This window comes from Streptomyces sp. NPDC017246 (assembly GCF_044331325.1).
In the GTDB taxonomy this organism is placed as follows: domain Bacteria; phylum Actinomycetota; class Actinomycetes; order Streptomycetales; family Streptomycetaceae; genus Streptomyces.
In genome coordinates, this window is sequence record NZ_JBIRMW010000001.1 from 206,758 (window position 1) to 219,754 (window position 12,997).

The following is a 12,997-nucleotide window of genomic DNA, read 5'->3' on the forward strand; positions in this document are numbered from 1 at the left end:
CAAGCATCTGGGTAGGATGGAGGGCATGGCCACCTCACACACGGACCCCCTGACCCTCGAAGTCGTCGAGCTGATCGGCACGGTCGTGGCGCGCTACTACGAGGAGTACGAGCAGGCGGCCGCGCAGCACGCGCTGACCGGCGCCCAGGCCCGCGTCCTCGGCCTGCTCTCCCTGGACCCGCTGCCGATGCGGCGCATCGCCCAGAAACTGAAGTGCGAGCCGTCCAACATCACCGGCATCGTCGACCGCCTGGAGGCCCGCGGCCTGGTCGAACGCCGCCCGGACCCGGCGGACCGCCGCGTCAAACTGGCCGCCCCCACGGAAGCGGGCCGCACGACGGCCCGCCGCCTCCGGGAGTCCCTGGACTTCGCCCGCGAACCCCTCGGAGAACTGACCGAGGCGGAGCGGACGCTGCTCAGGGACCTGCTGAAGCGGATGCTGGGCGAGGTCTGACCCGCGACGGACGCCGCACGCGCGCACGGATCCGGCGCGGACGGCGTCGGGATCCTGCCGATCGGCCATGATCCGCCGGACGGGACCTACACGCACCACCAGAGGAAGCGGGTGCAGGTCGGGGTGGGGCTCGGGGTCGGGGTGGGGGCCGTGGTCGAGGGGGTGGGGGCGGTGGGGGTGGCCGTGGGGGACGCGGTCGTGTCGCCGTTCGTGGCGGACGGGGTCGCGGTGGGAGTCGGCGGCTGGGTCGCCGTGGCCGTGGGCGTGGGCGGGTCCTGAGGGTCGTCACCGTTCCCGTCGCCCGTGCCGGGGCCCGTACCCGTACCCGTACCGGATCCTGAGCCCGGGCCCGTCCCCGAGCCTGTTCCCGCGTCCGACGCCTTGCCCGTGCCCTCGCCCCTGCCCGTGTCCGCGCTCACCTGGCGCTGACGGGTCGGGGTGGCCGAGACCGGGGACGGGTCGGTGCCGTCCGGGAGGGCCGTGGTCTCCACCGGCTCCGGGGCCAGCGGGGACTTCGTGACCTCCTGCTCCTCCACCGCCGTGGCGGCGCCCAGCGCCTCCGGCTCCTCAAGGGCCAGGCGCGCCAGGCTCAGCGTCCCGGCCGCGAGCACCAGGCCCAGCGTTCCCACCAGGACCGTACGGCCCCGGCGGCCGCGCGCGCGCCTGCCCTTGCGTGCGGCGGAGCGGCCCCGGTCGGAGCGGCCCCGCGCGGCGACGCGGGCAGCGCGGCGGCCGCCGGTGGCGACGGTGGTCCGGTTCGGCGGTTCGAGGACGTCCAGTTCGTAGACGTGCTCGGCCCCGAGGGCATCGGGCTCGGCGGGATCGGGCCCCGCGGGATCGGCTCCGGCGGGATCGGCCGGCTGCCGGTCCGGGTACGACGACTGGTCCGGGTACGACGGCCGGTCCTGGTACGACGGCTGGTTCTGGTAAGACCGTTGGTCCGGGTACGACGGCTGGACCGGCCGGGCCTGCTGGACGGGTATGTGGGGGGTCTCGTACCGCAGTTCCTCGACGGGAGTCCCGCACCCGGCACAGGCGAGGGCCCCGTTGAGATGCCGCCGACACGCGTGGCAGTAGTCCATGGGGCCCGCAGGCTATGCGGCCGGGTACGGCCACAGGTAGGCGCGGACGTGAGGATTCTGTGAGGAAACCGCAGGTCGGCGGCGGTGCGTCGCGATTCTCCCGCTTCGGTACGTCCTGCCGCACCCCTCGGAACGGGCCCCGGGCGGCTCAGCCCAGCGCGCGCCGCGCCCCGGACGGTCGGACGATGCGAGGAGGACCGCGAAACGCGAAACACCTCGCCCGTGCCAGCACCGCACTCCGGAGGATCCGCCGTGACCGTCAGCCTTGAGCAGCTGCGTCGTTGCCATGTCGCCGTCGACCTGGGTGCCGCCCGCACCCGGGTCTTCGTCAAGGGCGCCGGACTCGTCGTCGACGAGCCGAGCGTCGCCGCCGTCAACACCCGCACCGGAGCGCTGATCGCCGTCGGCGCGCTGGCGGAGAAGATGACCGGCCGCACCCCCGACTACATCCGCGTCGTCCGCCCCGTCTCGGGCGGCACGGTCGTCGACATCGAGATGGCGCAGCGCATGCTCCGTCATCTCCTCGGCGAGAAGCTGCGCCGCCAGCTCCGCCGCAAGCCCCGGCTGCGCGCCGCCGCCTGCACCCCGCACGACAGCGACCCTCTCGCGCAGCGCGCCGCCGTGGAGACCCTCGTCGGTCTCGGGGCCCGCCGGGTCGAGCTGGTCGACACGCTGATCGCGGCCGCCGTCGGCTGCGGACTGCCGGTGGAGCAGCCGACCGCGACCATGATCCTGGTGTGCGGGGCGGCGACCACGCAGGTCGCGGTGCTCTCGCTCGGGTCGATCGTCACGGCGGAGCGGATGCCCGTCGGCGGCGACGCCATCGACCACGCCATCATCCAGCACCTGCGCCACCATCACGAGTTGATGCTGCCGAGCCAGTCGGTGCGCCCGCTCCAACTGGCCCTCAGCGGAAACGGCCTGACGCCCCACGGACCGGCCTGGACCGAGATCCACGGCCGTGACGTCGCCACGGGCCTGGCCCGCTCGGTGACCGTCGACACCGCCGCCGTGCGGGAGGCGATCCACACCCCGCTGACGGCCGTCCTCGACGGCATCGGGAAGGTGCTGCGGGACTGCCCGCCGGACCTGGTGGCCGACCTCGCCGACCGCGGGATCATGATGGTCGGCGGCAGCGCCCTGCTGCCGGGGCTCGACCAGATGCTGCGCGAGGCGACCGGCATGCCGGTCCACATCGCCGAACGACCCGACGTGTGCGCGGTCATGGGCCTCGGCGCGATGCTGGAGGGCAAGGTCCAGCCGATGATCCTCGACCCGCTCGCCGAGCGGGATCCACTCGCCGACGAGGAATGAGCCCCCTCGCTCAGGCCCCGGACACAAGCCGACGAAATCCCACTATTCGTACGACAATGAGACCATGACGATCATGGACGAGGGCAGGGCCGAGGACGCGGACCCGGGCACGGGCGAGGACGCGCCCCGCCTGCCCATGCTGCTCGAAGCCGTCCTCGGCGTCGGCACGGACCTCGAACTCCGCACCACCCTCCAGCACATCGTGGACTCCGCCACCGAGCTCACCGGGGCCCGCTACGGCGCGCTCGGGGTCGTCGACCCCGAGCGCCGCCGCATCACCGAGCTCTTCACCTCCGGCATGACGGACGAGGAGCGGCAGCGCGCCGGCCGTCTCCCCGACGGCCACACCGGACTCCTCGGCGTCCTCGTCCAGGACCCGCAGCCGCTGCGCATCGACGACCTGTCGGCCGACCCCCGCTCGTCCGGGGTCCCCGAGGGACACCCCGAGATGAACACCTTCCTCGGCGTCCCGATCCGGGTCCACACCGAGGTGTTCGGCAATCTGTACCTCGGCGGGAAGCCCGAGGGCGGCTTCACCGACGAGGACCTCTCCCTGCTGCGGGTGCTCGCCTCGCAGGCCGGGATCGCCATCGGCAACGCCCGGCTGTACGAGACGGCCCGGCAGCGAGAACGCTGGATCGACGGCGCGGCCGCGGTGACCACGGCCCTGCTCACCGGCGCGTCCGCCGAGAACGCCCTGACGACCGTCGCCGAGCAGGCCCGTATCCTCGCCGGCGCCTCGGCCGGGGTGGTCCTCCAGCCCACCACGGAGGGCGGGATGGAGATCGTCGCCGCGTCGACCACGGACGACCCCGGCGATCTGGTCGGTACGACGATCGCGCCCGGCTCCCCCGTCCTCGTCCAGCTGCTCGGCGGGGAGCCCGTCTTCGTCGAGGACTCCGCGACCGATCCGCGGATGACCACCCATGTACGGTCCCGTTTCGGCCCGTCGATGATGCTGCCGCTGCAGAGCGGCGGGAAGCTCATCGGCACCCTCGCCCTCCCCCGGCGGCGCGGCGGCCCGCCGTACTCGGCGGTGGACCGGCTCCTCGCCTCGCAGTTCGCCTCGCAGGCCGCGCTCGCGCTGGTCCTCGCGGACGCGCGGCACGACAGGGAGCGGCTGGCGGTGTACGAGGACCGGGACCGGATCGCGCGGGATCTGCACGACCTGGTCGTCCAGCGCCTGTTCGCCACGGAGATGATGCTGGAGTCCACCCGGCGGCGGGCGGCCGGCTCCTCCGAGGAGAACGCGCTGCTGGAGCGGGCGGTGGACGAGCTGGACTCCACGATCCAGGAGGTCCGTACGACCATCTTCGCGCTCCAGCAGCCCCCCGCCGACGCGCCGACCTCGTTCCGGGGCAAGGTACTGCGGGAGACGGGCGGGGCGGCCGGCCTGCTGGGCTTCCAGCCGTCCGTGCACTTCTCCGGGGCCGTCGACACCCTCATCGACGAGGAGACGGCGGCGAAGCTCCTCGCGACACTGCGCGGGGCGCTCGCGGCGGCCCACCGGCGGTCGGGGGTCGGGGCGATCACGGTCGAGGTGTCGGCCGGCGGGGGAGGCGCCCGGCTGCGGGTCGTGGACGACGGCACCCCGCCGACCACGGTGGCCTGGCCGTAAGTCCCGTTCGGCGGACACCCGTACGGAGCAGTCCCGCGCGCCGCGCCCCCCGTCCCGATCTTGACTGGAGACGTGGACACCGAGACCAAGCCCCCGACAGCGGCGGCCTACCGCAACCTGGTGACGGCCACCATCGGCTTCACGCTCACCTTCTGGGCGTGGGACCTGATCGCGCCCCTCGCCAGCTGGTACGGCGACCGGCTCGAACTCAGCTCCTTCGAGCAGTCGCTGCTCGTCGCGATCCCCGTCCTGGTCGGCTCCCTCGGCCGCATCCCGGCCGGCGCGCTGACCGACCGGTACGGCGCGAAGCTGATGTTCCCGCTGGTCTCGGCGCTCACGATCATTCCCGTACTGCTGCTCGTCGTGGTCAAGGACAGCTACGGCCTGATGCTGATCGTCGGCTTCCTCCTCGGCCTCGGCGGCACGACGTTCGCCATCGGCATCCCCCTGGTCAACTCCTGGTTCCCGCCGGAGAAGCGCGGGCTGGCGCTCGGTGTGTTCGGCATGGGCATGGGCGGTGTGGCGCTCTCCGGCTACTTCACCCCGCGCATCGCGAAGCACGGCGAGAACCTGCCGTTCATCGTGGTGGCCGTCGCACTCGCCGTGTACGCGGTGCTCGCCACGTTCCTCATCACCGACCGGCCCGACCGGCCCGTGCCCACCGCCTCCCTGGCGACCCGGCTCGCCGCGGCGGGCCGGCTGCGGGTGACCTGGGAGCTGTCGGCGCTGTACGCGATCGGCTTCGGCGGCATCGTCGCCTTCGGCGTCTACCTGCCCACGTACCTGAAGACCTGGTACGAGCTCGACCCGACGGACGCGGGCACCAAGGCGGCCGGATTCGCCCTGGTCACCGTCGTGTTCCGGCCGATCGGCGGCTGGCTCTCCGACCGGATCCACCCCGCGCTCGTCACGGCCGTGGCACTCGGCGTGGTCGCGCTGCTCGCGATCGTCCAGGCCTTCGATCCGCCGCTGAACCCGGGCGGCACGATCGCGCTGCTCATCATGGCGGCCGGGCTCGGCACCGCGAGCGGTTCCGTCTTCGCCCTGGTCTCCCAGGTCACCCCACAGGCCAAGGTCGGCAGCGTGACCGGCATCGTCGGCGCGATGGGCGGGCTCGGCGGTTTCCTTCCGCCGCTGGTGATGGGCGCGATCTACAGCGCCAAGGGCTCGTACTCGATCGGCTTCATGCTTCTCTCCGACCTCGCGCTCGCGGGCTGTGTGTACGCGTGGGGGCGGATGCGGGGGATCCGTCCGGAGGGCTCGGACCCGGCGCCGGAGCCGGCGACGGTCACGGCGACCCGCCCCTGAGGACCCCGCGCCCGGGCCCACCGCCGTGCGGACCCGCCCACGCCGCCCGCCCGGCTCACCGCCGCGTGCGCACGTGCCCGCCGCCCGCCCTCGCCCACCCCCGTGTGGGCAATCGTCCCGCTGGGGCGGGACGGGTGGGCACACGGGACGGCGCCCTTGGCGGCGCGTCCGCCCCCTGCGCCTGAACCCGCACCAACAAGCGCGACGCACCAGGGATGCGGGTTACGGCACGAAAGCCTGGGCCCGGCAAGGGGCGACGTTCCGTTGTGCCCACCCGTTCCGCCCCAGCGGAACGAATGCCCACAACGAGGTGCGGCGGAGCGACGCCCGACCCGACCAGCCGTCCCGGCCCAGCGGAACAGCTGCCCACAACGAGGTGCGGCGGAGCGACGCCCGACCCGACCAGCCGTCCCGGCCCGGCGGAACGGCTGCCCACAGCGTGGTGGAGCGGAGCGATGGGGCGAGCGCCCGCAGCGCGGGGGGCTTCGTAGCGGCAGAATGCCCTTCGGTAAGCCTCTCCCTCGCAGACCCGAGGAGTACGACCGGTGAGTGCGCTCTTTCCCGCCCTGACGGCCGCGGCCCCCTCCGACCGGATCGCCCTGCGCTGCGGCGCGGACGCCCTGACCTACGGCGAGCTCGCGCGGGCCGCCGGCGCCCTGGCCGGGCGGGTCGGTGGCGCCGGGCGGGTCGCCGTCTGGGCCACGCCGACCGCGCACACGGCCGTCGCTGTGGTCGGGGCGCTGCTCGCGGGTGTGCCCGCCGTACCGGTCAATCCGCGCACGGGTGAGCGGGAGCTGGCGCACATCCTCGACGACAGCAAGGCCACCGCGGTGCTCGCGGGTCCCGAGGACGTGCTGCCCGCCGGGCTCGCGGGGCTCACCCGGATCGACGTGGATCTCACCGCGAGCGGCCCGCCGGTGGCGGAGTCCGCCGACGCCGAGTCCCCCGCGCTGATCGTCTACACCTCCGGCACCACGGGCCCGCCGAAGGGCGTCGTCCTGTCCCGGCGGGCGATCGCCGCCTCGCTCGACGCGCTCGCCGTCGCCTGGTCCTGGACGGCCGACGACGTCCTCGTGCACGCGCTGCCGCTGTTCCATGTCCACGGTCTGATCCTCGGGATCCTGGGGCCGTTGCGGCGGGGCGGCGAGGTCCGGCACCTGGGCGCGTTCTCGGTGGAGGGTGTGGCGCGGGAGCTGGGCGCGGGCGGCGGCACGATGCTGTTCGGCGTACCGACCATGTACCGCCGGCTCGCGGACGCGTTCGACCGGGACGCGGCGCTGGTCCGGGCGCTGGCCGGGGCGCGGCTCCTCGTGTCGGGTTCGGCGGCGCTGCCGGTCCACGACCACGAGCGGATCGCGGCGGCGACGGGCCGGACGGTGGTCGAGCGGTACGGGATGACGGAGACGCTCATGAACACCAGCGTCCTGCCGGGTGCCGGGCCCCGCCCCGGCACCGTCGGGCTGCCGCTCGCGGGTGTGGAACTGCGTCTCGTGGACGAGGACGGCTCGGTCTCGGGGGCGTACGACGGGGAGACCGTCGGCGAGGTGCAGGTGCGCGGCCCGAATCTCTTCTCCGGGTACCTCAACCGGTCCGAGGCGACGGCGGCCGCCTTCGACGGCGACTGGTTCCGCACGGGCGACATGGCGGTCCGGGAGGCGGACGGCGCGGTGCGGCTGGTGGGCCGTAAGGCGACCGACCTGATCAAGAGCGGCGGCTACAAGATCGGGGCGGGCGAGATCGAGAACGCGCTCCTCGACCACCCCGGGGTGCGGGAGGCGGCCGTCACCGGCGAACCCGACCCCGACCTCGGCGAGCGGATCGTCGCCTGGGTGGTGCCCGTGGACGCGGAGAATCCCCCGTCGGCGGCGGAGCTCGCCGACCATGTGGCGGGTCTGCTGGCCCCGCACAAGCGGCCCCGGGTGGTGCGTCACCTGGACGCGCTCCCCCGCAACGACATGGGCAAGGTCCTGAAGAAGGCGCTCGCCGAGGGAAGGTGAGGGAACGGAGCCCGGCCCTCCCACGACAGGGAGGACGGCGCCGGACCCCCTCCCGCGGCGGAGGCAACCGCGCCGGCCCCCTCCCGCGGCAGGCGGAAGGGGGCCCGGCACTCCGTACGGTCGGCTACTTCACGCCCACCGCGCGGATCAGTTCCTGCTTCACCGAGCCGCCGCGGTCGTCGCTCGCCCCGGCCCGCAGCGAGACGGAGCCGGCGCCGGACGGGACGCGCAGCTCGCCGTTCCAGGCGGTGCCGTGCCGGTCCTTCTTGAGGGTGACGCTCTTCCAGGTCCTGCCCTCGTCGTAGGAGACCTCCAGGGTGCCGCCGCCGATGGTGCCGGTGCCGGTGGCGCCCTTCACGTACTCGGCGGAGATCCCGACGGGCAGCCTGCTTCCGCCGCGGACGTCACCGTTGAGGTCGGTGTCCAGGTCGAAGCCGAGGTTGAGCATCGGCAGGTAGGTGAAGGAGGTGCTCGGGGTCTCGGCGGAGCGGAAGGTCCACTCGCTGTGGCCCTTGCCCGCGAGGCGCCAGCGCGCCGGGTCGAGCGCGGTGTCGGTGACGACCTTGTACGCGGCCTCCTCGGCCGGCGCGTCCCAGGCGTAGGCGCCGGAGCCCATGTTGTCGTCGACGAGGGTCCCGTTGACGTACACCTTGGTGTTCTGGGTCATCGAGTCGTCGTTCCACACGTTGCCGAAGCCGGTGTGGTCGGTGCCGGAGTCGCCCCAGCCGGGGGTGTTGAACCGCAGGTCGTTGCCGGCGCGCTGCTGGCCCCAGCCGAGACCGGTGCCCAGCCACGGGTGCCAGACCGGCTCGAACCAGTCGGTGTTCACCCGGCTGCCGCCCCGGTAGACGGGGAGGCCGCTGCGCTGCTCCAGGGAGTCGCCGAGGTCGACGGACTCGTGCCAGCGCTGGCCGGTACCGGTGGAGACGTACTCGGTGCGCTCGCTCTGGAAGGCGATCCACTCCTTGAAGCCGATGCCGTAGCGGAAGGTGTCGGTGATCGAGTAGCGGAACTCGCCGCCGAGCTCCTCGCGCTTCGTGGGCGTGTAGTAGGTGGAGTGGATCGTGGCCAGTTCGTCCTCGTCGGGCCGGAAGACGAGGTCCTTGCCGATGGCGCCGGGGTGGCCCTCGGAGAGGTCGTAGGTGAACGGGGTGAAGCGGGTGCCGGTCAGCTCGACGCGCTTGCCGCGGGCCGCGGCGGCCGCGAGCCGCTGGGCGTCGGCGGTGTTGACGGTGGAGACGGCGAGCGGCCGCTCCTCGTAGTCGGCGGTGCCGAACCACTTCATCAGCCGGCCGGGCTGGTCGTCGGTGACGAACAGGGCCTTGGCGCCCGCGTCCTGGGCGGTCTGGGCGAGCCGCGTCGGGTCGGCGCCGGCGGTCAGGCGTACGAGGACGGCCTTGCCGGTGACGTTCTTGCCCGTGTACTCGGCGGGGGTGCCGGTGCCCGCGTCGACGAGGCCGAGACGGTGGTCGCCCTCCAGGAGGGTGGTGCCGGACTGCGGGGTGGCGCCGGAGAGGCGGGTGCCGTCGACGCTCGCCTCCAGCATCGGCTTGCCGAGGCGCCAGACGGTCCGGTACTCGAAGGTGCCGGTGGCGGGCTTGGCGGTGGGCGCCGCGAAGATCGAGTCGTACATCGGCGGGACCTGGACGGCTCCGCCGTAGGAGGCGCCGTTGGCGTCGCGGTCGAACTCCATGAGGAGCTGGCGGGTCTCGGTGCGCTTCTCGACCTCGGCGCGGATCTCGCGCAGCTGCCGCCCGTCGAGGGTGATCTCGCGGTCGCCGTCGAGGGTGATCTCCGGGGCGGTCAGGAAGCCGAGGCCGAGGGAGTCCTTGCCGTGGGAGCCGCGTACGTCGAGGAAGGTGTCGACGGTGTACGTGCCGGGCTTGAGGCGCAGTTCGAGGGTGCCGGACTCGCCGACCAGGGCCGGGAAGGGGTCCTCGCCCTGCGCGAGCTTCTGCACGCCCAGGTAGGCGGAGGCGGGTGCGCCGTCGCGGTCCTTGACGTGGACGGTGAGGGTGTAGCGCTCCTCCTCCTTCACCAGGCCGAGCGCGGTGTGCGCGACGGCGGTTCCGGCGGCGGTGGCGGTGACCCGGCCGGAGGACTGGCCTACGGGGGCCTTGGAGCCGTCACCGGTGACGGTGGTGCTCGCGGAGCCGTGGGCCGGGACGGTGAGGGTGGTGTCGGCGAGGGCGGCGACACCGGCCGGCATGCCTTCGACGGCGAGGTTCAGCTCGACCGGGGCGTCGGAGGAGTTGGTGTACGTGACGGCCTTGGTGACCGGCTTGTTGGACTCGTACGGCCAGCCGAAGAAGCCGAGGTCGGCGGAGCCGGTCGCGGTGACGTTCGCGGCGATCGCGGCGGCCACGTCGACCCGGCCGGAGCCGAGCTCGTACGAGGAGGCGTCGAGCGTCTTCGACGAGGACATCAGCGCGTCCTTGAGCTGGGCGCCGGTCCAGTCGGGGTGCCGCTCGGCGAGCAGGGCGGCGACGCCGGCGATGTGCGGGGTCGCCATCGACGTACCGCTCATCGAGGTGTAGAGGCCGCTGCCGGAGACGAGCTGGGAGCGGGCGGCGAGGATGTTCACGCCGGGCGCCGACAGGTCGGGCTTGAGGGCCTGGTCGCCGTAGCGGGGGCCCTGGCTCGTGAAGTACGCGGCCCGGTCGTCGGAGTCGACGGCGCCGACGGTGAGCGCGGAGTCGGCGGCGCCGGGCGAGCCGATGGAGCCGGGGGCGCCGGTGTTTCCGGCGGCGATGACGAAGAGGGCGCCGGTCTCGGCGGTGAGCGTGTTGACGGCCTGGGCCATCGGGTCGGTGCCGTCGCTCGGCTCGCGGGAGCCGAGGCTCATCGAGACGATCTTCGCGTCGATGTCCTTGGCGGCCCACTCCATGCCGGCGATGATCTCCGACTCGGAGCCGGAGCCCTCGTCGCTGAGGACCTTGCCGACGGCGAGGGTGGCGCCGGGGGCGACGCCCTTCTCCTTGCCGTCGGAGCCGGAGCCGGAGCCGCTGCCGCCGACGGTGGAGGCGACGTGCGTCCCGTGGCCGTTGCGGTCGGCGACCTCCTGGCCGGCGATGAACGACTTGGTCTCGGTGACCCGGCCCGCGAGGTCGGGGTGGGCGAGGTCGGCGCCGGTGTCGAGGACGGCGACCTTGACGCCCTTGCCGGTGAGCCCGGCCTCCCAGGCCTTCGGGGTGCCGATCTGCTCGTTGGACTCGGCCATCGCGGCCTTGACCCGGCCGTCGAGCCAGACCTTGGCGGGGGCGGCGGCCCGTGCGTTCGGGGCGGCGGTGAAGCCGTGCCAGAAGGCGGCGGGGTCGGTGGCCGTGACGGCGGCGCCGCCGATGCTGGGCAGCGGACGGACGGTCTCGGCACCGCGCGGGGTCGCCGCGGCGGTACGGGCGCCCTTGCCGCCGTACGTGACGATCAGCGGCAGGTTCCCGGTGATGCCCTGCTCGACGAGGCCGGTGACGTCGAAGAGGCGCGGGTCGAGGGCGCCGGAGGCCAGGTAGGGGCGGGCCTCGTCGGGGACGACCGTGACCCGGCCGTCGGAGATCTGGCTGCGTATCGCGCCGGTGGCGCCCTCGGCCCGGTCGACGGTGACGGTCTGCCGGCCGCCTCCGAGGTCGGTGAGGGTGACGCGGTCGCCGGTGACGAGGGTGACGGTGGTGCTCGCCGCCGCCCCCTTGAAGGTGTCCGGTACGGCGGAGGCGGTGGTGGTCCCGGCGGCGGCGGTCTGCCCGGCCGAGAGCATCACGAGGGAGACGCCCGCGGCGATCAGCGCGGCCCTTCCTCTGTCGAAGGGTGTGGTCCTCGACGTCATCGTTCGAACTCCTCGCGGACCCGGGGTCGGGGGTGTTTCCGGGTGCCGCGAGGAGTCTTGGCCCTGGGACGGGAGTTGACTCCGGTTGCTCCTGGCGGTTATGCGCCGTGGCGGTCAACCGCCAGAACAGGACGGGCCGTTCGGGGAGAATTGCTCACGGAGTCGGGTCGAGCGCGTCGTACCGGCGGAAATTGCGCCCGTACAGGGCGAGGACACCGACCGCGAGGACACAGGCGATGCCGCCGCCCGTCATGGCCACGGTGGGCGAGGCCAGATCGGCGACCGAGCCCGCGAGGAAGTCCCCGAGCCGGGGTCCGCCGGCGACCACCACGATGAAGACGCCCTGGAGCCGGCCGCGCATCTCGTCCGGCGCCGCGACCTGCATCATCGTGTTCCGGAAGATCATCGAGACCGTGTCGGAGTAGCCGGCGAGGGCGAGCAGGAGCAGCCCCAGCCAGAGCTCCCGGGTGAGTCCGAAGACGGCGATCGCCGTGCCCCAGCAGGCGACGGCGATCAGGATCGCCTGCCCGTGGTGGCGGATACGGCCCTGCCAGCCGGAGAGCACCCCGCCGAGGAGCGCGCCGAACGCGGGCGCGGCGACGAGGAGTCCGGTGGTCTTCGCGTCGCCGCCGTACCAGAGGACGGCGACGGCCGGGAACAGCGCGCGGGGGTGGGCGAGGATCATCGCGCAGAAGTCCGAGAAGAACGTCATGCGCAGGTTGGGCCGGGTGGCGAGGAAGCGCAGCCCGTCGAGGACCGAGGCCCTCTTGTCGCCCTTCCGGTCCGGGAGCATCGACGGCAGCCGCCACATCGCGTAGAGGCTCGCGGAGAAGGCGACGGCGTCGACGAGGTACGCGGTCTGGTAGCCGGCGAGCCCGACGATCAGGCCGCCGAGGCTGGGGCCGACGAGGGTGCCGAAGGTCATGACCATCGAGTTCAGCGCGTTGGCGGCGCGCAGCTGCTCGGGCGGCAGGAGCCGGGGGATCATCGAGGTGCGGGCGGGCGAGTTGAGCGCGGCGCACACGGCCTGGAGGGCGACGATCCCGTACAGGAACCAGACCCGGTGGAAGCCGGCGAACGCGGCGGCGGCCAGCGCGATCGACAGCGCGGCGGAGCCGCAGGCGCTGAACAGACCGAGCTTGCGGCGGTCGACGGTGTCGGCGATGGCGCCGCCGTACAGCCCGAAGACGACGAGCGGCACGAGCGAGAACAGGCCGACGAGCCCGACGGAGAACGGCGAGCCGGTGATGTCGTACACCTGGAGGGAGACGGCGAGGGCCGTCATGCCCTGGCCGACCCAGGAGACGGTGCTCCCGAACCAGAGACGGCGGTAGTGCGCCGAGGTCCGCAGCGGGGTGAGATCGGCGAAGAGCCTGCGCCGCTCCTCCGCCTCGGGCTGCGGGC

8 protein-coding genes are annotated in these 12,997 nt (G+C 73.5%); 5 read left to right on the forward strand and 3 right to left on the reverse strand.

What is annotated here, in order from left to right; genetic code table 11:
- Positions 1-25 precede the first annotated feature (25 nt).
- On the forward strand, positions 26-454 hold the full coding sequence (locus tag ACH4MY_RS01000) for a MarR family winged helix-turn-helix transcriptional regulator (RefSeq protein WP_397995681.1): 429 nt from the start codon (positions 26-28) through the stop codon (positions 452-454).
- A gap of 86 nt (positions 455-540) precedes the next feature.
- On the opposite strand, the gene ACH4MY_RS01005 is transcribed toward ACH4MY_RS01000, so the two are convergent.
- A complete protein-coding gene (locus ACH4MY_RS01005) occupies positions 541-1,536 on the reverse strand; it encodes a hypothetical protein (RefSeq protein ID WP_397995683.1) in 996 nt (331 codons plus the stop codon).
- A 252-nt stretch (positions 1,537-1,788) separates the two neighbouring features.
- Between ACH4MY_RS01005 and ACH4MY_RS01010 the strand changes: the two genes are divergently transcribed.
- The 4 genes from ACH4MY_RS01010 (at position 1,789) to ACH4MY_RS01025 (ending at position 7,773) form a co-directional block, all read left to right on the forward strand.
- Positions 1,789-2,850: a rod shape-determining protein gene (locus tag ACH4MY_RS01010; protein WP_397995686.1), complete on the forward strand. Its 1,062-nt coding sequence runs from the start codon at positions 1,789-1,791 to the stop codon at positions 2,848-2,850.
- A 64-nt stretch (positions 2,851-2,914) separates the two neighbouring features.
- Positions 2,915-4,468, forward strand: coding sequence for a GAF domain-containing protein (locus ACH4MY_RS01015; RefSeq protein WP_397995688.1), 1,554 nt, complete (start codon positions 2,915-2,917; stop codon positions 4,466-4,468).
- A gap of 72 nt (positions 4,469-4,540) precedes the next feature.
- Positions 4,541-5,776 (forward strand): nitrate/nitrite transporter, encoded by a 1,236-nt coding sequence (locus ACH4MY_RS01020; RefSeq protein ID WP_397995691.1) that lies wholly within the window; start codon positions 4,541-4,543, stop codon positions 5,774-5,776.
- Between the two features lie 545 nt (positions 5,777-6,321).
- Entirely contained in the window at positions 6,322-7,773 is a 1,452-nt protein-coding gene (locus ACH4MY_RS01025; RefSeq protein ID WP_397995694.1) for an acyl-CoA synthetase, read from the forward strand.
- 124 nt (positions 7,774-7,897) lie between these two features.
- Here the strand turns inward: ACH4MY_RS01025 and ACH4MY_RS01030 are convergent, their stop codons facing one another.
- Both ACH4MY_RS01030 and ACH4MY_RS01035 read right to left on the reverse strand, forming a co-directional pair.
- Positions 7,898-11,593 (reverse strand): S8 family serine peptidase, encoded by a 3,696-nt coding sequence (locus tag ACH4MY_RS01030; RefSeq protein WP_397995697.1) that lies wholly within the window; start codon positions 11,591-11,593, stop codon positions 7,898-7,900.
- Positions 11,594-11,747: 154 nt separating this feature from the next.
- Positions 11,748-12,944, reverse strand: coding sequence for an MFS transporter (locus tag ACH4MY_RS01035; RefSeq protein ID WP_397997333.1), 1,197 nt, complete (start codon positions 12,942-12,944; stop codon positions 11,748-11,750).
- Positions 12,945-12,997: the final 53 nt, after the last annotated feature.